The 21,161-nt window shown below is 44.5% G+C and carries 20 protein-coding genes; 7 read left to right on the forward strand and 13 right to left on the reverse strand.

All coding sequences use genetic code 11. The features are described from left to right. Window positions 1–134: 134 nt before the first annotated feature. The 3 genes from B3Q46_RS10900 to B3Q46_RS10910 are packed head-to-tail and all read left to right on the forward strand — an operon-like array spanning window position 135 to window position 3,510. Window positions 135–2,825 (forward strand): heavy metal translocating P-type ATPase, encoded by a 2,691-nt coding sequence (locus tag B3Q46_RS10900; RefSeq protein ID WP_208462158.1) that lies wholly within the window; start codon window positions 135–137, stop codon window positions 2,823–2,825. Beyond that, window positions 2,825–3,259: a Cu(I)-responsive transcriptional regulator gene (gene cueR, locus B3Q46_RS10905; RefSeq protein ID WP_208462157.1), complete on the forward strand. Its 435-nt coding sequence runs from the start codon at window positions 2,825–2,827 to the stop codon at window positions 3,257–3,259. The genes B3Q46_RS10900 and cueR overlap by 1 nt, the downstream gene beginning before the upstream one ends. Window positions 3,260–3,312: 53 nt before the next feature. Beyond that, the gene (locus B3Q46_RS10910; RefSeq protein ID WP_034171014.1) at window positions 3,313–3,510 is read left to right on the forward strand and encodes a heavy-metal-associated domain-containing protein; all 198 of its coding nucleotides are present in this window, start codon (window positions 3,313–3,315) and stop codon (window positions 3,508–3,510) included. A 53-nt stretch (window positions 3,511–3,563) separates the two neighbouring features. On the opposite strand, the gene B3Q46_RS10915 is transcribed toward B3Q46_RS10910, so the two are convergent. Beyond that, a complete protein-coding gene (locus B3Q46_RS10915; RefSeq protein ID WP_208462156.1) occupies window positions 3,564–4,172 on the reverse strand; it encodes a TetR/AcrR family transcriptional regulator in 609 nt (202 codons plus the stop codon). A 520-nt stretch (window positions 4,173–4,692) separates the two neighbouring features. On the opposite strand from B3Q46_RS10915, the gene B3Q46_RS10920 reads away from it, so the two are divergent. After that, entirely contained in the window at window positions 4,693–6,474 is a 1,782-nt protein-coding gene (locus B3Q46_RS10920) for an acyl-CoA dehydrogenase C-terminal domain-containing protein (RefSeq protein WP_208462155.1), read from the forward strand. A gap of 78 nt (window positions 6,475–6,552) precedes the next feature. Next, complete coding sequence (locus tag B3Q46_RS10925; protein WP_286715424.1) at window positions 6,553–7,728, forward strand: thiolase family protein; 1,176 nt, start codon at window positions 6,553–6,555, stop codon at window positions 7,726–7,728. A gap of 131 nt (window positions 7,729–7,859) precedes the next feature. Here B3Q46_RS10925 and B3Q46_RS10930 read toward each other — a convergent pair whose 3' ends face one another. Then, on the reverse strand, window positions 7,860–8,948 hold the full coding sequence (locus B3Q46_RS10930; protein ID WP_208462154.1) for a zinc-binding metallopeptidase family protein: 1,089 nt from the start codon (window positions 8,946–8,948) through the stop codon (window positions 7,860–7,862). 454 nt (window positions 8,949–9,402) lie between these two features. On the opposite strand from B3Q46_RS10930, the gene B3Q46_RS10935 reads away from it, so the two are divergent. Together B3Q46_RS10935 and B3Q46_RS10940 are read left to right on the forward strand one after the other, a co-directional pair. Then, complete coding sequence (locus tag B3Q46_RS10935) at window positions 9,403–9,861, forward strand: GNAT family N-acetyltransferase (protein ID WP_208462160.1); 459 nt, start codon at window positions 9,403–9,405, stop codon at window positions 9,859–9,861. A gap of 233 nt (window positions 9,862–10,094) precedes the next feature. Further along, entirely contained in the window at window positions 10,095–10,982 is an 888-nt protein-coding gene (locus B3Q46_RS10940) for a DMT family transporter (RefSeq protein ID WP_208462153.1), read from the forward strand. Between the two features lie 60 nt (window positions 10,983–11,042). Here the strand turns inward: B3Q46_RS10940 and pcaD are convergent, their stop codons facing one another. The 11 genes from pcaD to catC form a co-directional block, all read right to left on the reverse strand. Continuing rightward, window positions 11,043–11,822 carry a 3-oxoadipate enol-lactonase gene (pcaD, locus tag B3Q46_RS10945; protein ID WP_208462152.1) on the reverse strand — a complete coding sequence of 260 codons (780 nt, stop codon included), beginning with the start codon at window positions 11,820–11,822 and terminating at the stop codon, window positions 11,043–11,045. 101 nt (window positions 11,823–11,923) lie between these two features. After that, window positions 11,924–13,129: a 3-oxoadipyl-CoA thiolase gene (gene pcaF, locus B3Q46_RS10950; protein WP_208462151.1), complete on the reverse strand. Its 1,206-nt coding sequence runs from the start codon at window positions 13,127–13,129 to the stop codon at window positions 11,924–11,926. A 133-nt stretch (window positions 13,130–13,262) separates the two neighbouring features. Beyond that, window positions 13,263–13,919, reverse strand: a complete 657-nt coding sequence (locus B3Q46_RS10955) for a 3-oxoacid CoA-transferase subunit B (protein WP_208462150.1) — start codon at window positions 13,917–13,919, stop codon at window positions 13,263–13,265. Between the two features lie 21 nt (window positions 13,920–13,940). Next, complete coding sequence (locus B3Q46_RS10960) at window positions 13,941–14,612, reverse strand: 3-oxoacid CoA-transferase subunit A (RefSeq protein WP_086044785.1); 672 nt, start codon at window positions 14,610–14,612, stop codon at window positions 13,941–13,943. A 37-nt stretch (window positions 14,613–14,649) separates the two neighbouring features. Beyond that, window positions 14,650–15,870, reverse strand: coding sequence for a benzoate/H(+) symporter BenE (gene benE / locus B3Q46_RS10965; protein ID WP_208462149.1), 1,221 nt, complete (start codon window positions 15,868–15,870; stop codon window positions 14,650–14,652). A gap of 58 nt (window positions 15,871–15,928) precedes the next feature. Continuing rightward, window positions 15,929–16,714 (reverse strand): benzoate diol dehydrogenase BenD, encoded by a 786-nt coding sequence (gene benD / locus B3Q46_RS10970; protein ID WP_180015415.1) that lies wholly within the window; start codon window positions 16,712–16,714, stop codon window positions 15,929–15,931. A gap of 18 nt (window positions 16,715–16,732) precedes the next feature. Beyond that, the gene (gene benC, locus B3Q46_RS10975; protein WP_208462148.1) at window positions 16,733–17,749 is read right to left on the reverse strand and encodes a benzoate 1,2-dioxygenase electron transfer component BenC; all 1,017 of its coding nucleotides are present in this window, start codon (window positions 17,747–17,749) and stop codon (window positions 16,733–16,735) included. A gap of 88 nt (window positions 17,750–17,837) precedes the next feature. Further along, the gene (gene benB / locus B3Q46_RS10980) at window positions 17,838–18,329 is read right to left on the reverse strand and encodes a benzoate 1,2-dioxygenase small subunit (RefSeq protein WP_179992594.1); all 492 of its coding nucleotides are present in this window, start codon (window positions 18,327–18,329) and stop codon (window positions 17,838–17,840) included. After that, window positions 18,326–19,714: a benzoate 1,2-dioxygenase large subunit gene (gene benA, locus B3Q46_RS10985; protein ID WP_076753608.1), complete on the reverse strand. Its 1,389-nt coding sequence runs from the start codon at window positions 19,712–19,714 to the stop codon at window positions 18,326–18,328. The genes benB and benA overlap by 4 nt, the downstream gene beginning before the upstream one ends. Before the next feature lie 75 nt (window positions 19,715–19,789). Beyond that, window positions 19,790–20,710 carry a catechol 1,2-dioxygenase gene (gene catA, locus B3Q46_RS10990; RefSeq protein WP_208462147.1) on the reverse strand — a complete coding sequence of 307 codons (921 nt, stop codon included), beginning with the start codon at window positions 20,708–20,710 and terminating at the stop codon, window positions 19,790–19,792. 155 nt (window positions 20,711–20,865) lie between these two features. After that, entirely contained in the window at window positions 20,866–21,156 is a 291-nt protein-coding gene (gene catC, locus B3Q46_RS10995) for a muconolactone Delta-isomerase (RefSeq protein ID WP_180002032.1), read from the reverse strand. Window positions 21,157–21,161: the final 5 nt, after the last annotated feature.

Genomic DNA, 21,161 nt, shown 5'->3' on the forward strand with positions numbered 1-21,161 from the left:
TTTGGGCTTTTTTATTGGACTTTATGCCTTCATATAATGAAAGATCAAGAATTTAAAGCAGAAGCTTGACCTTCCCATTATGGTAATGTTTAAGCTATAGCATAGGCAGTGAATGGGTAAATGGAGAGCGCAGAATGAATACACCAGCAACCACACAGTTATACGAACAGCAGGTACAGATTTCAGGAATGACCTGTGCCTCTTGTGTCGCACGTGTGGAAAAAGCCTTAAAGAAAATTGAATGTGTGGTGGAAGCGAACGTCAATCTCTCCACTGAACAAGCTTTTTTAAAAAGTGAACAACCCATTCCTGCAACGCAACTCGTTAATGCTATCAATAAAACCGGTTTTGAAGCCGTGATCCAGCAGTTTGATTTAAATATTGAAGGCATGACCTGTGCGTCTTGTGTAGCTCGTGTTGAAAAAGCCTTGAAAAAAGTCGATCAGGTACTAGATGCGCAGGTTAATCTGGCAACCGAAAAAGCTCATGTCACTGCAATTCGTCCTCTCGCTGTTTCCCAACTGGTTAAGGCGGTACAAAAGGCCGGCTTTGATATTCAAACCGACCGAATTGAACTGGCTATTGAAGGAATGACCTGTGCCTCCTGCGTAGCACGTGTAGAAAAGGCCTTGAAAAAAGTCGATCAGGTAAGTGAAGCACAAGTCAATCTCGCCACTGAAACAGCTTCGGTCAAGGCGCCGCGTAGTCAGCTTCCAGCTTTAATTGCTGCCGTCGAAAAAGCTGGATATAACGCCCATGAAAAATTAGATACACAGGCTACCGATGCCCAGACGGCATTTCAGGAAAAGAAAACCGCTGAAACTGAACAGCTAAAGCGTGATTTATGGTTGGCGCTAATTTTAGCTGTTCCGGTGTTTATTCTGGAAATGGGTTCACATCTGATTCCTGCTTTTCATCACTGGATTGCACATACGCTAGGTACCCAAAACAGCTGGTATATCCAGTTTCTGCTGACCACTCTGGTCTTACTGATTCCGGGACGGCGTTTTTATCAGCATGGAATTCCAGCATTATTGCGACTGGCTCCTGATATGAATTCTCTGGTTGCCGTGGGAACAATAGCCGCTTATGGATTTTCCTGTATTTCCACTTTCTTTCCGCAATTATTGCCGCAAAGTACTGTACATGTGTATTTCGAAGCGGCGGCTGTGATTGTTGCCTTGATCTTACTAGGACGTTATCTGGAAGCTCGAGCCAAAGGTAAAACCTCTGAAGCGATTCAATATCTGGTTGGCTTGCAGCCAAAAACTGCTCGAGTACAACAAAATGGAACCTGGGTTGATCTGAAAATTGCTGATGTACAGCAGGGCATGCTGATCGAGATTCGCCCGGGTGAGAAAGTCGCAGTTGATGGTGAAGTCGTTTCTGGTCAAAGTTATATCGATGAAGCCATGATCAGCGGTGAACCTTTAGCCGTGGCTAAACAGGCTGGAGATCGGGTGATTGGCGGAACGGTAAATCAGAATGGCACCTTGCAGATCAAGGCGACAGCAGTCGGACAAGATTCAGTTCTAGCTCAGATTATTCATATGGTGGAACAGGCACAAGGCGCAAAGCTTCCCATTCAGGCGGCAGTCGATAAAGTGACCTTATGGTTTGTGCCGGCTGTGATGCTGCTCGCGACTTTGACTTTTATTGTCTGGTTCCTGTTGGGTCCTGAACCGAATCTGACTTATGCACTGGTCAATGCTGTTGCAGTACTGATTATTGCCTGTCCTTGTGCAATGGGCCTGGCTACGCCAACATCTATTATGGTCGGCACCGGCCGGGCAGCAGAGCTGGGTGTCTTGTTCCGTAAAGGCGAAGCATTGCAACTCTTGCAGCAAACCAGAGTTGTGGCGGTGGATAAAACCGGAACCTTAACTGAAGGGAAACCAGCCCTGACCGATTTTGCAGTGACATCTGGTTTTGAGCAGCAAAAAGTTTTGCAAATGGTCGCAGCAGTGGAAGCCAAGTCTGAACATCCCATTGCCCATGCGATTGTTGAAGCTGCGAAAGCACAACAGCTGCAACTACCTGAAGTCAGTGATTTTGATTCAATCACTGGTGCAGGCGTGAAAGCTCAAGTTTCAGGTCAGCAAATTCATATTGGCGCAGAACGCCTGATGCAGCAATTGGGTTTAAGTGTCGATATTTTTAAAGAGAAAGCACAACAGTTAGGCGAGCAGGGACGCACGCCTTTATATGTCGCGATAGATCAGCAGTTGGCTGCCATTATTGCTGTGGCTGATCCGATTAAAGCCACAACCTATAGTGCGATTCAGGCCTTACATGATCAAGGCTTAAAGATTGCCATGATCACCGGTGATAACCAGCATACTGCACAAGCCATTGCTAAACAGTTGAAAATTGACCATGTCATTGCTGAAGTTTTACCTAATGAAAAAGTCGATGCGGTACATCAACTCCAACAGCAACATGGCATCGTCACTTTTGTCGGTGACGGGATTAATGATGCACCTGCCTTGGCTCAGGCCGATGTTGGAATGGCAATAGGAACTGGTACGGATGTGGCAATTGAAGCAGCAGACGTGGTGCTGATGTCTGGAAATTTACAGCATGTAGCAACCGGTATTGGCCTAAGTCACGCAACCATGCGCAATATCAAACAGAACCTGTTTTGGGCCTTTGTTTATAATATTGCCTTGATTCCGATTGCTGCAGGTCTACTATATCCATTCTTCGGTATTTTGTTATCACCGATGTTTGCAGCAGGTGCAATGGCCTTATCCTCAGTCTTTGTGGTCAGCAATGCGCTTCGTTTAAAGACTTATCAGCCGATCCAGTTGAAGGAGGCAGTGTAATGAATATTGGACAGGCCGCGAAACGCTCCGGGATCTCGGCCAAAATGATCCGTTATTATGAAGATATCGGTTTATTACCCAATCCTAAACGTAGCGATTCAGGTTATCGTGTTTATAGTGACGATGATATGAAGACTTTAAGTTTTATTCAGCATGCGCGTGAATTGGGTTTTTCTTCCGAGCAGATGAAAGAATTGCTCGGCCTGTGGCTGAACGATGCCAGACACAGCCGTGATGTCAAACAGTTGGCGCAAAAGCATATCGAGTTACTGCAACAGAAAATTGCGGATATGCAAAATATGATGAAAATTTTGCAGCAATCGGTTGCGCAGTGTGCTGGAGATGAACAGTCTGATTGCCAAATCCTAAAACAGATTGAGCAGGGTGTGTCACATGGGAAAACTGCGCATACGCCTATCAAAGCAGATCAATAGACTTGAACTTATATCACTTAACCCAAATTTAAACTGATCAAAGGGAGATCAAGATGAAATTCCGTATTGAAAATATGACTTGTGGTGGTTGTGCGCGTAGTGTGACTGCAACCATTCAGGAACTGGATGAAAATGCTAAAGTAAATGTTGATGTGGTCAGTAAAATGGTGGAGGTTGAATCGAGTGCAAGCGAATCTGAGATTATCGCGGCATTAACTGAAGATGGCTTTCCGCCCGAAACTATAGCTTGATATTCACTATTTAAAAGATAATTCTAAAATGCCTAATCATGATTAGGCATTTTTTATGAAACTACCGATATTTTATCTGGCGTCATCAATGCCTGATTAATATACAGTTTAATCAAGCGTTCACGCGAACCAATCGCTTTTTGATAACTGGTCGAATTTAATAATAGTGAAGCCCCATAAGTTACCGTCCAGATATAAGATAAATAATCCCGGATTGACATTGCACTGTCTAAAGATACCAGATAATCATGGGTCATATCTTTAATGCGGATAATCCGTTCTTCACGAATACGATAGAGTTCCTGAAATAACTCTTTCAGGTTTTTTTCATTATTAGTTAAACGCTCTTCAATGACATGCAGCAAAATAGTCCGGTTTGAATTGAGCATGTGATAAAGCATATATTGCGAAACATAATTTTTAATATCGTTATTATATTTATCAGAAATTGCCAGAATTCTTTTTTCATTCAGAATGATGAGTTCTAAATATAACTGGTTTTTACTTTTAAAATGTTTATAGATAGTTCCTTTGGCGATGTCCAGTTCTTCAGCAAGTTCACTCAAGGTGATGTCCTGATTATTATCAAGCAGTAGACTTTCTGCCATGCTCAGGATCTTCTCTTTACGAAGAAGGAAGTTCTGCTGTCTTACAGTCGTCATCTTCTTGACTCATCATTTTCGAAAAGGAATATATTAAGAATATGCTATTTTCGCAGCTATAGCTATAAAACTAAGGTCGTGATATTTATCTAAATTTGTATATTTATTCAACATTTCTTGTAGAAAAAAGTTATATACCGCTGCACTAAAAATATTGTCAAGAAAATTGAACCCTTGAGATCAACTTTGTTAAATAAAATTCCATTTTCAATATATTTGATTTATGGTTTTAGGACATAAAGCTGAATTATATTTTCGTTTTAAACCTAGACTAGACAAGGTTTAGCGCAGTGAAGCCAGAGTCATTTTAATAGCTTAAATTTTTCATTTATTAATGGATTTAAGTTTTAAGGATTCAGTAAATACCAGAGGTATAAAGTTTTTGATTTTAAATTTTATATCGCTGATTTATGAATGACATGCATGGATTCGAGCAAAAAGCATCCAAATGTTTTCTCGAATCCATAATGAAAAAATACTCAGTAACAGGATTGAGTATCACCAGTGAAGGAATGTGAAAATGCCTATTTATAATGCGCCACTAAAAGACATGGAATTTATTTTAAATGATGTGTTTCAGGCCGAACAATTTTGGCAAGATAATGAAAATCTTGCACATTTAGATATGGCAACTGCAAATGCAATTCTGGAGGAGATGGCCAAGTTTTCCAAGAATGTGATTCTTGATCTGAACCGTCCTGCAGATGAAGAAGGTGGTGCTCAGTTTAATAATGGTGAAGTCAAAACACCTGCAGGTTTTAAAGAAGCTTTCAAACAGTTTGCTGAAGGCGGCTGGGTGGGGTTGGGCGCGCCTGAAGAATGGGGCGGTCAGGGCATGCCAAAAATGCTGACTGTTCTTGCAGATGAAATGATCTGGAGTACTAATCCATCTTTCATGCTTTACCCGCTGTTAACCGTGGGGGCTGGCATGGCGATCAATGACCGTGCTTCGCAGGAACAGAAAGAAACCTATCTGCCAAAATTCTATACGGGTGAATGGTCGGGCACGATGTGTTTAACTGAGCCACATTCAGGGACAGATCTGGGCATTATCAAAACCAAGGCTGAACCAAACGAAGATGGTTCATACAACATTATCGGAACTAAAATCTTCATTACCAGCGGTGAACATGATCTGAGTGAAAATATCATTCACTTGGTATTGGCCAAAACACCGAATGCGCCAGCAGGTTCACGCGGTATTTCCCTGTTTATTGTCCCAAAATTTCTGGTCAATGCCGATGGTTCACTCGGTGAGCGCAATGCAGTCGCTGCCGGTTCGATCGAACATAAGATGGGCATTAAAGGTTCAGCAACTTGTGTCATGAACTTTGATGGTGCCAAAGGCTATATGGTGGGCAATGAAAATGAAGGTCTGGCGGGCATGTTCGTGATGATGAACTACGAACGTTTGTCGATGGGGATTCAAGGCATTGGCGCGGCAGAATTTGCTTATCAGAATGCAGCACAGTATGCGACCGACCGTTTACAGGGCCGTGCATCAACCGGTGCAAAATCACCAGAAAAACCAGCCGATTCAATTCTGGTGCATGGTGATGTACGCCGTATGTTGCTGAATGTACGTGCTAATAATGAAGCTTCACGTGCTTTCGCAGTCTATGTCGGTCAGCAGCTGGATATTACCAAATATTCCACTGATCCTGAGGCAGTACGTAAAGCAACCGATCGTGTGGCTTTATTAACGCCTATTGCCAAAGCTTATCTCACCGATAAAGCACTGGATGCTGCACTGGAAGCACAAATGTGCTTCGGTGGTCATGGTTATATTCGTGAATGGGGCATGGAACAATGTATCCGTGACCTGCGCATTTCACAGATCTATGAAGGAACCAATGGGGTACAGGCGATTGATCTGATCGGCCGTAAAACCACAAAATGCAAAGGTGCTTATATTGCAGAATATATCGCGGAAATTCGCGATTTAGCCGAAGGTCTGGATAATGCCTTGACGATTAAAAAGGCAACCTTAGATACCTGTCAGCAACTGGAAGATATCACCAATTTTATTGTTGAGCAGTCTCAAGTAAATCCTGATTTCGCCAACTCGATTGCTGTTGATTATTTGCACGCTGTAGGTCTGCTGAGCTTTGTTTACATGTACGCACGTATCAGTAAAGCGGCGGCTACTAAAGAAGAGAGCTATTTCCAGAATAAACTGGTACTGGCAAATTACTATATTGCTAAAGTACTCCCGGATTTGAGTGCGAGAATTCAACGCATTCAGGCAGGTGCTGAGCTGGTGATGCAATTACCAGAAGAATATTTCACTGCACAGGCCTAAACCCGCAAATATTGCGAAGGACAAACACTGCACAGATATCACTTTGCAGTGTTGATAACAATGATGTTAAAGGATGAGATTAGAATGATTGTAATTGTAGAAGCTGTACGTACCGCGATGGGCGGTTTTCAAGGCTCACTTTCTAGCTGTACCGCACCAGATTTAGGAGCTGTAGTGATCAAGGAAGCGGTGGCACGTGCAGGTCTGGCAGCCAATGATATTGATGAAGTGATCATGGGCTGTGTACTGCCGGCAGGTTTAAAACAGGGTCCGGCACGTCAGGCCATGCGTCAGGCAGGTTTGCCAGATTCAACCGGTGCGACTACGATCAATAAAATTTGTGGTTCAGGCATGAAAGCGGTGATGCAAGCTGCGGATGCGATCAAGGCCGGTTCTGCAGAAATCGTAGTGGCGGGCGGTATGGAATCCATGTCGAACGCACCGTACTTAATGGATAAAGCTCGTGCCGGTTTCCGTATGGGCCACGGGAAAGTGACCGATCATATGTTCCAGGAAGGTCTGGAAGATGCTGAAACAGGTCTGTCGATGGGAATCTTGGCACAAGAAATGGCGGACAAAAAAGGCTATACCCGTGAACAACAGGATGATTATGCGATTGGCTCTTTAAATAAAGCCGTGACTGCCGTTCAGCAGGGCTTCTTCAAAGATGAAATCGTGCCAATTACAGTCAGCACGCGTAAAGGCGATGTGGTGGTTGAGCAGGATGAACAACCACTGAATGCCAAAGCAGACAAAATCCCATCTTTACGTCCGGCATTTAAAAAAGACGGTACGATTACTGCGGCAAATGCCAGTTCAATTTCCGATGGTGCTTCCGCATTGGTTGTAACATCGAGCGAGATTGCAGTACAGCATAGCCTGAAACCTCTAGCGAATATTCTGGCTTATGCCAGCCATTCACAACATCCATCAGAATTCACGATTGCACCGGTGGGGGCAATTGAAAAAGTACTGAAGAAAACTGGCTGGAATGCAACTGATGTGGATCTATGGGAAATTAATGAAGCTTTCGCGATGGTAACCATGGCAGCGATTGATGCCTTTGAACTGGATCCTGCCAAAGTGAATATTAATGGTGGTGCTTGCGCTCTAGGTCATCCACTGGGCTCTTCAGGTTCCCGTATCATTGTGACCCTGATTCATGCCTTGAAACGTACTGGCGGCAAAAAAGGTATTGCAGCGCTATGTATCGGTGGCGGTGAAGCAACAGCGATTGCGGTAGAACTGGTTTAAGTTTATTTAGATTAGATGGCGATGCTTTTGGTAATAAGCTAAGAGTATCGCTTAATTTATTGAAATAGTATTAAGCCCAAAATAAAGCCTGTGGATCACGGGCTTTATTTATATTGTATTAGATAAATATTTTAGTTCTGAATCAGACGTGGGTTATTAAAGACTTTATCCAATATATGCCGATGAATGAAACGCAGTTTATCTTTCACAGCTTCAGTCAGCTTAAAGGGGTAAGCATCCTCCAGACCCATACTGCGGTTTAAGGCATTTAAATTAAAGGTCAGGGTGACCCAGTTTTCCAGGATATGTTCAAAATCCTGTCCACCAATCGGGCATTCTTTAAAGTCCATACTGGCCAGATTTCGGCCATTACCTTCCACGCGTAAGCCAGCATAAAATGCCGTTTCCAGTGTTTCCATGATATGCAGATAATGTGACCAGGTTTCAGCCCAGTCTTCCCACGGGTGTGCGGTGGCATAGGGACTAATATATTTTTCATGCCAGTTAATAGGCGCACCCTGATTATAGTGCCTCTCTAGTGCTTCACTATAATTTTGCCGCTCATCTCCAAAAAAATGGCGAAGTTCATCCAGTAATTCCGGATGTAGGTGCTGGATGAGATTAAAATAAAAATGCCCACTTTCATGACGAAAATGCCCTAATAAGGTTCTGTAGTTTTCACCCATATTGACCCGGGTGGTTTCACGATAAACCACATCGGCCTCAAAGGCATTTAAGGTAATTACACCATTGGCATGGCCGGTAAGTACTGGCTTGTCTTTTTCAGGAAGAAGAAAATCAAAACGTAAACCCAATGGATCATCATCCGAATGTTTTGGACGAGGCATAATGTTCATACGTTGGGTCAGATACAAAAAACGGCGTTTGGCTTCCTCCAGCCGATACCAGTAAATCATGTTTTCGGCATTTTCCAGATTTGGAATTACATGAGTCAGCTGGCAGGATTCGCAAAAATCTTCCTCATCATCTGCAGGGATCATCCAGTTACATACCTGATGATGGGTATAGTTATAACAAGGTTTATAACGGGAATGTTGATACTTTTTAGCAACCGGAACCCACTCCTGAGCATTCAGCTTTTTAAATGTCGTCATTTCTTTTTCGGAGGCGATATAGCCGATAGAGGAAAGGCAGTGATCACATACGAATTTGGCGAAAAAGATCTGCTTTTCGCAAACTGGACATTCAAAATATTTCATCGATACTCCCTGCGAAATGAATGAATTACAATGGATTGCTGAAACTCTGTAATTTATATTCAGATTGCATTGCGGAATTTTATCCTGTTTAAAAATTCATCATAAAAATTTCTTAAAAAACACTATGTTGATTAATTGTAAAATGCATGTGATCGATTATTCATTAGATTATAGTTTAGTGACTGTTTATAGAAGAAAAGCTGACAGAAATAAAAAAACCGATGAACTGACTTATGTATTTTTTTCTTAATAATAAAAGAGCACCAAGTTAAAAGATTTGAATAATGCAAACTCTAAAAAATATAGATCAAAAATTATTAAAATAAAATCGATTGAATCGCGTTTTTCAAAAGACCTAATTGGTATATATTTTGCTCAATATTAAAACATACATCATGCTGAAAAATAAATTATTTTTCATTTCATAGTTCTGCTTTGGGGGTATTAAAATATGATGAAGATAAGAAAAGCCACTGTTCAAGATACACTTGCCATTGCGAATGTCATTGCCCTATTTGTTGATGTCTTGATTTCTAGTGAAGAGGGGCGCAAGCGTTTTCAACCTGAAATTCTTCAGAGCATTTTTGACCGAGCTGATATTCATTATTTTATTGGAGAAATTAATCAAAAAATTGTGGGCGTGGTGGCCTATATGGAACCTGCACACTTCATGCACTTTTTTCTGGATCCAGCTTATCAGGGGCATGGACATGGACGACAAATGTGGAATTTTTTAGAAGAACAAATCCGTAATCAAGGGCATCAAAAGATTACAGTCAAATCCAGTTTATATGGCTTCAATATTTATAAAAAATTTGGTTTTGTAGAAACAGGTGAACTTACTCACGAACATGGCATTCGCTTTATTCCAATGGAAAAAGTTTATTCTGATGAAACATCTTCGATCTCTTAAAATAGAAGAGCCGTTTATTATAAGTTAATCAAAGATCAGGAGTTATTTTCTTATTTTTTTGCATAGTTGGAATCTGAGAAATCAATTTTATCCCTATCAAATTGATAAATTTTAATTATTTTTGAATTAGAAAATTAAACTTTTAGCTATTAGCCATTATCTCATTTTTAATTAGTCATAGATTGTACTAAGGCATAGAATTAATTCACTTTTACGGCATTAACGATCAGGGTATGGCAATCAGCTGGATTTTCTTCACTTTAATGGCTGCATTTATGCAGGCCTGGCGAAATGCCTTTCAAAAACAGCTCAGCACAACTGTCGATATCTGGGGCGTGACACTGGCGCGTTTCCTGTTTGGCTTTCCGCTAGCAGGGCTTTACATCGCAGCTTTATATCACTTCAAACCGGTAGAAAGTGTGGTGCATTTTACCCCGAAGTATTGGATCTATATCCTGATTGCCGGTATCAGCCAGATTCTGGCAACCGCCTTGATGGTGCAGCTGTTTAAACAGAAAAATTATGCGATTGGCGTTGGATTGGCAAAAAGTGAAGCGATTCTGGCTGCCATTATCGGAGTGATTTTTCTGTCAGATCATCTGTCTGTACTGGCATGGATCGGGGTGCTGATCGGTGGTTATGCGGTATTCCTGCTGAGTAAGGGCAATCAGCTCACCGGTCTATCCACCAAGACTTTAGCCATCGGAATCGGCAGCGGTTTGAGCTTTGCCATTACTTCACTTTTGGTCCGTGAAGCCAGTCTGGAACTGCCGATGTTGCCAACTGTGCATCGTGCTTCATGGGTACTAATTTCGGTGATTGGTTTCCAGTGCATCAGTATGCTGATTTACCTGAGCCTGTTTAGTCGAAAAACCTTAGTCGCCATGTGGCAACGTCTAGGTTTAACATTTAAAGTCAGCTTATGCAGCTTTATGGCATCACTAGGCTGGTTTACCGCCATGAGTATGATGAGCGTGCCAATCGTGAAAACCTTGGGACAAATCGAAATCCTGTTCAGTCTGCTGATTTCAGCTTATTTCTTTAAAGAAAAACTGGCGCGTGCCGAGCATTGGGGCTTGGGACTGGTTGTGATTGCAGCGATGCTGGTGATCTGGGCTTAACGAATCCACGAATAAAAAAAAAGCCACGAAATATCGTGGCTTTTTTTTTATAAGAATGAATCAAGCAGCAAGAAAAGTTTGTACTGCCTGATTAAAGGCTTCCGGCTGTTCAATATTGGAAATATGTGAAGCATTGATTTCAAACAATTGGCTATTCGCAATACGTTGCTGCATAAACTGTCCATCTGAAACAGTCGTCACAGGGTCCTGCTGACCCGCAATAATCAGCACAGGGATTTGAATACTGCTAAGTTGTTCGCGGACATCCGCCTTAGCCAGAGCTTCACAGCAGTTTGCATAGCCTTCTGGGCTGCCAGCTCCGAGGTCGTTTGAAAGTTCTGCAACGGCTGCCGGGTTGCTCTGGATAAAGGGATTGGTAAACCAGCGTGATGCTGCAGTTGCAGCAATCGGAGCAAGACCTTGCTCACGGACAAGCGCAGCACGGTCTTGCCATGCCTGTTCCTGGCCAATTTTGGCTGCGGTGTTACAAACAATCACGTGGTTAAAACGTTCTGGCTTATGAATCGCTAACCATTGACCGGTTAAGCCACCCATAGAAATGCCACAGAAAGCGGCTTTCTGGATATTCAGATGATCCAGCAGATTGACCACATCCTGACCTAACTGTTCAAGACTATACGGACCTTGTGGTGCAGAGGAAGCCCCATGACCACGAGTGTCATAACACACAACAAAATAATCTTGCTGGAAAAATTCAATTTGTGGCTGCCACATGCTGAATTTGGTACCCAATGAGTTAGAAAAAACCAGGGCAGATTTGCTGGCATCACCAAAAGTCTGGTAATTGATCTGGGCATCGTTGGATGTAAATGTTGGCATTTTTTTAAGTCCTTAATCTTATAAATCCCCCTAAATCCCCCTGAGCAAGGCTTAAGCATTGCTTTAAGCTGAAGTGCAAGAAGGGGGACTTTTAATGAGGATTAAACACGTTCAATAATCAACGCGATGCCTTGACCGACACCGATACACATTGAACATAGCGCATATTGACCACCGGTGTGTTCCAGCTGGTTGAGTGCAGTCGTCACTAAACGCGCACCTGAAGCACCGAGTGGATGACCCAAAGCAATCGCACCACCATTTGGATTGACTTTCTCTGAACCGTCTTCGATACCCAAGTCACGGGTACATGCCAGTGCCTGAGCAGCAAAAGCTTCATTCAGCTCAATCACATCCATCTGCTCTAAAGTCAGACCGGTTTGTACCAGTAATTTCTTGATGGCAGGTGCTGGACCAAAACCCATGATTCGTGGTTCAACACCTACAACGGTTGAGCCAATAATTTTGGCACGTGGTTTTAAGCCATGCTGAGTAACAGCTTCATCAGATGCAATCAGCAGGGCAGCCGCACCATCGTTAATACCAGAAGCATTACCCGCCGTTACAGTCCCCTCTGCTTTCACCACAGGTTTCAGTTTCGCCAGAGCTTCTGCTGTGGTAGAGGCACGCGGATGTTCATCAGTATCGACAACGATCGGATCGCCTTTACGCTGCGGAATCACCACAGGAATGATTTCCTTGGCAAAGAAACCATTGGCCTGCGCTGCTGCGGTACGTTGCTGGCTGGTCAGAGCAAACTTGTCCTGATCTTCACGGTTGATATTGAACTGTTCTGCCAGATTTTCAGCAGTTTGCGGCATGGTTTCTACGCCGTACATTTCTTTCAGTTTCGGATTGATAAAACGCCAGCCCATGGTGGTGTCTTCAATCTTCTGGCTACGGCCATACGCTGTTTCTGACTTGCCCATCACGAATGGGGCACGCGACATGCTTTCTACACCACCGGCAATAATCAGATGGGCTTCACCGGCTTTAATCGCACGTGCTGCCATCGCGACTGCATCCATCGATGAACCACACAGACGGTTCACGGTCGTTGCCGGCACCTGATAAGGCAGACCTGCAAGTAGTGAAGACATACGACCGACGTTACGATTGTCTTCACCGGCCTGATTGGCACAGCCATAAATCACGTCATCGACCTGTTCCCAGTTTACCGATGGGTTACGTTCCATCAAAGCTTTAATTGGCAGCGCACCTAAATCATCTGCACGGACAGGCGCGAGGCCACCGGCATAACGGCCGAATGGGGTACGGATGGCATCGATAATATATGCGTTTTTCATTGTGTATTTGCTCACATATTTAAAAGAAGAAAACTCCTCCCTTTTTAAAGGGAGGTTGGGAGGGATTTAATGAAGTAGTTTTAATCCTCAAATCCTCCCTAAATCCCTCCTTTAATAAAGGAGGGACTTCCCCTTAATTTGATTGAGTCGCATCAATCAGTTTGGCACCAGTTAATGCCTGCAATTCTTCAAATGACAGACCTTCAACTTTCTCAATCACTTTCATCCCTTCAGGTGTCACATCAATCACACAAAGATCGGTATAAATACGGTCGACACATTTCAGGCCAGTCGCAGGATAAGACAGTTCAGCCACGATTTTGGGCTCGGCTTTTTTGGTCACGTGATCTGTGGTAATAAAGACTTTTTTCGCACCCACAGCCAGATCCATGGCACCGCCGACTGCTGGAATCGCATCCGGAGCACCAGTATGCCAGTTGGCCAGATCACCATTTTCAGCGACTTGGAAAGCACCCAAAACTGCGATGTCTAAGTGACCGCCACGCATCATCGCGAATGAATCACCATGATGGAAGAAAGAACCACCTTCGAGCAAGGTCACGAATTCTTTACCGGCATTAATCAGCTCAGGATCGCGGTCTTCTTCAGCAGGAGGAGGACCGAAAGCCAGCAGGCCATTTTCAGAGTGCAGGAATACGTCTTTGTCGCTTGGCAGGTAGCTTGAAATCTTGGTTGGTAAACCAATACCGAGGTTCACATAAGCACCATCAGGAATGTCTTGTGCCACACGTTCAGCGATCTGGTCACGGGTCAGTTTGTTATAGCTCATGAATCTTCTCCTTATCCGTGATTACTGTGCAGGTTTAACTTGAACAACGTGTTGAACAAAAATTCCTGGGGTAATGATGTGCTCTGGATCCAGTGCACCCAGTTCAACCACCTCAGAAACCTGTGCAATGGTTACATCAGCTGCCATCGCCATAATCGGGCCAAAGTTACGCGCAGATTTACGGTAGACCAGATTGCCCCAACGGTCGCCCTGATGGGCCTTAATTAAAGCAAAGTCAGCTTTAATCGGATTTTCCAGGACAAAATCTTTGCCTTCATAGTTCAAGGTTGGTTTGCCTTCAGCCAGCAAGGTACCAAAACCGGTTGGGGTATAGATTGGACCTAAGCCCATACCTGCTGCCTGAATACGGCAAGCCAGATTACCTTGCGGCACCAGTTCCAGTTCGATCTTGCCTGCACGATAGAGTTCGTCAAATACCCAGGAATCAGACTGACGCGGGAAAGAGCAGATAATTTTACGCACAGCGCCCGCTTTAAGCAGTTTCGCCAGACCATAGTCGCCATTACCAGCATTATTATTGACAATAATAAGATCCTTGATTCCCAATTCGATCAGACCATCAATCAGTTCAGCAGGCTGACCCGCTGTCCCAAATCCGCCGATCATAATGGTAGAACCATCCTTGATCTGGGAGAGTGCTTCTTTCAATGATAATGAACTTTTATCTATCATAATCTGGTCCTTACATACCCTAAACTAATGGATGTCTTTAAATTCGTTTTGAATCTGATGTTGCAACCGGAACAGCATTACGGTCTTTCTGTGACAGCAGAAAATGTGCTACCAGGCCAATACAAATCCCCCAAAAGACTGAACTCAGCCCCAAGAAATGCATGCCGGAAGCAGTTGCTAAAAAGGTGATCAGTGCGGCATCACGTTGCGACTCTTTGCTCATCGCCATAGAGATGTTAGTGGCAATTGCTCCGAGTAAGGCCAGTCCTGCCAAAGCTGCAATTAATTCCTTCGGCATCAGGCTAAACAGCATGACAATGCTGCCGGCAAACAGGCCGCCTAAAATATAAAAAAGCCCGTTCGCCACACCCGCGATATAACGCTTTTCTTTCAGCTCGTGCGCGTCTTTGCCTAAACACAATGCGGCCGTAATAGAGGCCAATACAATAGTAATCCCCCCCACACAGGCTACTGCGAGCGAGGCAATACTGGTTGCACTGATAATTGGCTTGGCAGGCATGTCATATCCACTGATCTTGATAATGGCCATTCCTGGTAAGAACTGGCCCGACAGACTGACCAGAATAAGCGGGAGGGCCAGATTCAGGGTGGAACTCCAAGTCCATTCCGGTGCAATAAATTGCGGAATTGCCAGACTGAAATCTGCCGTGACCGGATTAATCTTGCCCAGCAGCATGCTTAAAATCACACCGGCAACCAGCACCCAGACCATGGCATAACGTGGACTGAAACGCTTGGCCAGCAAAAACACCGCCAGCATGCCAAAGACGATATAGGGCATGGTATCGGTCGCGGTGAACAGTCCTAAACCAAACTGCAGTAAAATTCCGGCCATCATTCCGGCAGCGACTTCCTGGGGAATCCAGGACAGCAATTTGTCGAAATAACCGGTAATCCCAATGAGAAAAATCACCACAGCAGAGGTGATATAGGCCGCAACCGCTTCATTGAGCGAAATATCGGGAAACAGCGTGACCAATAGTGCCGTTCCGGGCGCAGACCAGGCGGTGACAACAGGTATTTTGTATTTAATCGATAAAAAGATACCTGCGAGCGCCGCACCAATAGAAATTCCCCAAATCCATGAAATCATCATGTCTGGGGAAACCTGGGCTTGCTGCGCTGCCTGGAAAAAAATGATCAGTGGTCCTGAATAGGAAATCAGCACTGCTAGAAATCCTGCAACAGTCGCTGAAATTGACCAGTCATTTTTTAATGTCTGAAACAGGGTGTTCATTGGTAATGTGCCTCCTTGCGTCGAACCATGAGCCTGTCAAAAATCGTGATGATCAGGACTAGCCTTGATCTCCACCACCGACCGGTACTACGGTACCTGTCATATAAGATGATTCATCGGAAGCCAGGAATAGAATGGCATTTACTTGCTCCTGAATTGTGCCGTAGCGACCCATAAACGTACGGTCAATGGTCTGATCTACCACTTGCTGCATCCATTCTTGTTCAGATTCAGTCAGTGGATTGGCATTGCGCGGTACTTTACGGGGAGGTGCTTCGGTGCCACCCGTTGCAACTGCATTAACGCGAATACCATCTTTGGCATGTTCAAAGGCAAGGGAAGCCGTCAGGCCATTTACGCCACCTTTCGATGCCGAATATGGCACACGGTTAATGCCGCGTGTGGCAATAGAAGATACGTTTACAATGGTACCCTTCTGATTTTTAATCATTTCTGGTAAAACTGCACGGCAACACCACAGCGTTGGAAACAGCGAACGGTTCACTTCCTTGATAATTTCCTCTTCAGAGAATTCTTCAAAAGGTTTCATCCAGATGGCACCACCCACGTTATTGATCAGTACATCGACACGACCATAGGTATCTAAGGCTTTTTCAACGACTGACTGAGCACCGGCAAACGTTTCCAGATTGGCTTTGACGGTAATCGCATCACCGCCAGTCGCTTCAATTTCAGCCAGAACTTCTTCCACATAAGGGGAAAGATCAGCCATGACGACTTGAGCGCCTTCGCTCGCCACTTGCAGCGCGACACCGCGCCCAATGCCCTGAGCGGCACCGGTCACGATTACAACTTTATTTTCAAATCTTTGACGATTAGACATTGAATAAATTCCCTCTAGTTAGTTTGCTGAGAATTTTTCAAACAGGAAGCTTGCAGGTTTTACGCCTTCTGCTTCTAGCCAGCCGCGAACCGCTTCAACCATTGGTACCGGGCCACACAGGTAGATATCAACCTCACCAGCATTTAGCCATTCATTTTCAATATGGCCAGTGACATAGCCTTTACGTTCATGTGCAGATTCCGGGTTTGCCACTACAGTACGGTATTCGAACCACGGGAATTTATCTTGTAGTTCATTCAGTTTTTCAATGGCCACCAGATCAAAATCATTGGTCACACCAAATACCAGACGCACTGGATGCTCTGAACCTTTTTCTTCCAGCACTTGCAACATCGACATGAATGGTGCAATACCTGTACCACCCGCCAGCATCAAGACAGGGCGGGTCACAGGGCGCAGGTAGAAGCTACCAAACGGACCGGTAAAGGTCATTTTGTCGCCAGCTTTGGCATTTTTGCTCAAGAATTCACTCATTTTCCCGTTCGGTACATTACGTACTACGAAACCAGTCAGGCGATTACCCGGTTTTGAGCTGAATGAATAAGAACGGGTTTCTGTGGTGCCTGGAATACTAACATTGACATATTGACCTGCCAGAAAGTGAATGTCTGGTTGACCATCATCGAGTTGAATATCAAAAGTAATGGTGGAATCAGACAGGTTTTCTACACGGGCCAACGTACCTTGAAATGCATGAATCTCGGTTTTACAGACATCAGAGGAGGCCTGAATTTGGAACACGGCATCCGAAGTCGGTTTACATTGGCAAGCCAGGATAAAACCTTCTGCGGCTTCTTCTGGTGTCAGTGCATCTTCAATGTACATTTCTTCAGGCATGTCATACGCACCTGATTCACAAAAAGCGCGGCACGTTCCACATGCACCGTCACGGCAATCTAGAGGGATATTGATCTTTTGACGGTAAGCTGCATCGGACAAGGTTTCGCCTTGGGCAACACTAATAAAACGTGTAACGCCATCTTCAAATTGGAGTGCAACATTGTGGTTTGACATGGCTGAATATCCTATATAAATCTTTGAAACTTAGCCTTTCAGCCATATTTCCCTGGCTGAAAGGTTTGACCTTGCTGTCGAGACAGTCTTAGAGGTGATAAATGTCGATAACCTGGTTGATGTAATCGTTTTTCAGCACCACGTATTTGCTTAAAATCTGTGGTTTTTCGCCTGAAAAATTGATTACATAACGAGACATACCAAAGTAGCTGTAACTGGTTTTGTAGCGGAAACTCAGGGTATTCCAGTTAAAGCGCACAGTGACCTTGTCGCCATCACGTTCCACAATTTCAATATTGCAGATGTTGTGACTAGTACGGGTATCCGGCATGGTGGCAGATGAACGTTCTGTCTTGATCCGGAACACACGGTCTTCAAGACCCTGACGGTCTGGGTAGTAAATCAGTGAGATTTCAGACTGTGGATCTTCAGTCAGACGGTCATCATCATCCCAAGCAGGCATCCAGAAAGAAGCAGTAGGGGCGTAGCACTGTAACCAGTCATCCCATTGCTCATCATCTAAAAAGCGGGCTTCCTGATACAGGAACTGTGCAATATTTTCTAAAGTGATGTCGCTCATGCGGTTTCTCCTTCAGTGCTTGCAGCAATTTCTTTTTCAGTCGCAATGCCTTTTTTGATCAGCTCTAACCAGTACTGGTGCTGAGCCAGGTACAGGCCTTCATCTTCTGTTTTAATACCAGACAGTTTTGGTTTCAGGCCAATTTCATTGGCTGCATCATCTGGCCCTTGAATCCAGTGCTTAGAACCACGGCACATATCATTCCATTCCAGCGCGATCCCAGCATAACCGGCCTGACAGGCACGGAATTCTTCCAGATCGTCTGGGGTAGCCATACCAGAAGCATTAAAGAAGTCTTCATACTGACGGATACGGCGGGTGCGTGCTTCAGGCTCTTCACCGACAGGACCGATACAGTAAATCGTCACTTCAGTCTTATCGACAGAGATTGGACGCAGAACACGGATTTGTGAGCCGAACTGATCCATGAAGTAAACGTTTGGATAGATACACAGGTTACGTGAACGTTCGATCATCCATTTCGCCATGGCTTCGCCATAACGCTCGGTATATTCATCTTTCTTGGCAAAGTTTGGACGGTCTTCCGGGTTGGCCCATTGTGTCCAAAGCAGCATGTGACCATGTTCAAAGCCGTAAGAACCACCGCCTTGTTTGCCCCATGAACCTGCGCTCATGGCACGAATATTATCGCCAGCTTCTTTTTCCTTACGTTGCTGAGTCGTTGCAGCATAGTTCCAGTGCACGGCAGAGACGTGATAACCATCGGCACCGTTTTCTGCAGTCAGCTTCCAGTTACCTTCATAGGTATAAGTCGACGAACCGCGTAAAACTTCCAGACCTTGCTCAGACTGACCCACGATCATGTCGATGATCTTGGTGGCTTCACCCAGGTATTCTTCCAGAGCAGGAACATCCGGATTCAGGCTGCCAAACAAGAAGCCTTTGTAATTTTCAAAACGAGCTACTTTTTTCAGGTCATGAGAACCGTCCTGGTTAAAGCAATCTGAATAGCCTGCATCAGCCGGATCTTTCACTTTTAACAGCTTGCCCGAGTTATTGAATGTCCAGCCATGGAATGGGCAGGTATAGGTTGCTTTATTGCCACGCTTATAACGGCAGAGCTGTGCACCGCGGTGAGAGCAGGCATTGATCATGGCATTCAGTTCGCCATTGCGGTTACGTGCAATGATGATTGGCTGACGGCCAATATGGGTTGTGTAGTAATCGTTGTTATTGGGAATCTGGCTCTCATGGGCCAGATAAACCCAGTTTCCTTCAAAGATGTATTTCATTTCCAGATCAAACAGGGCTTGATCAGTAAATACGGAACGGTGCAGTTTAAATTCACCAGATTCAAAATCATCGACCAGTAATTCATCAATACGGTCTAAATGGCTGGTGTTAATTACAGGAATACGAGGCATGTCCAGTCTCCGACTTTCCAAGGAGGGGAAGTCATCGGGATGTTGCTCAGACTGACATCCCGATTCCATTTTGAATTAAGCGCTTGCGCGACGACGTTCTACTTCAGTGCTTGGCGCTGCAGCCTGGTCTTTCACCAGTTCAATATTGAACTGGATATGTTTGAATGGACCATTTAAACCACGGCGTGCGATTTCAGCTTCATCGGTCACATCAACAGCGGTTGCGACCAGACCATCACGTGTGGCGAAGGCAAAGTCATCCCACAGGTATTGATCGCCTTCGATATTGAACTGTGTGGTTAACTTTCGGTAACCCGGTGCAGATACGAAGTAATGCACATGAGATGGGCGGTTACCGTGACGACCTAATTTGTCCAGTACGAACTGGGTGGTACCCTCAGGTGGACAGCCATAACCGACCGGCATGGTAGTCAGGGCAACATATTTACCGTCTTGATCGGTAAAGATAGAACGGCGCAGGTTAAAGTCAGATTGCGACTTGTCAAAGAAAGAGTAGTTGCCCAGGCTGTTGGCATGCCAGACTTCAACTTTTGCACCTTCAATGATGTTGCCGTCAGTATCGGTCACTGTGCCTTCAATAATCAGGGTTGGAATTTTGCCCTCTTCAGAACCGTCATCCATACGCGCAAAACCAACTGACTCAGGAGCACCTGCAACATACAGCGGGCCTTCGATGGTACGTGGTGTACCGCCAGTAATGCCTGCTTTGGCATCTGCTTCATCCGCGCGTAAATCTAAATAATGCTCCAGACCCAGACCTGCAGCCAGTAATCCTAATTCATTGGCTTGACCTGCATCAGTAAAGTATTCCAGACCTTTCCAGAGTTCAGTCTGAGAAATATCAAGATCTTCAATAGCCTGGAAAAGATCACCTAATAAACGTACAACAACTTGTTGTACACGCTCATCAACTGGTCCTGTCGCTGTATCGACATTCATTTTTTTAACCAGTGCATCAATTTGTTGGCGGTTCATACTATTGCTCCTAAAGTATGTCTTTCATATTTTAGTGGCGCATGTTTTAGCATTCGTTTGGCTGGCTAAATCTTGCTGGCCACAAGTCCTTTTGGATTACCCTCAGGTGTAAGGGGGGAAGAAAACTCTTTCATTTCCATTCCCGAATTTATTCATTACTTGTCATCATCCCGAATCGATGATGGATGGCGGTTCAATGCCATAACTTTGATGTTCATATACGGGTAGAGCGGCAAGCCTTGTAGCAGGTTGTGCAACTCTTCATTGCTTTCAACATCAAAAATACTGATGTTTGAATACTGCCCGGTGATGCGCCAGATATGACGCCACTTACCTTGACGTTGCAGATCCTGTGAATAGGCTTTTTCGACAGCCTTAATTTCATTGGCCTGTTCAACTGGCATATCTTTTGGAATATTGACGTCCATTCGTACTTGGAAAAGCATGGGTT

Source organism: Acinetobacter sp. UBA2581 (assembly GCF_002339435.1).
Lineage (GTDB): Bacteria > Pseudomonadota > Gammaproteobacteria > Pseudomonadales > Moraxellaceae > Acinetobacter > Acinetobacter variabilis.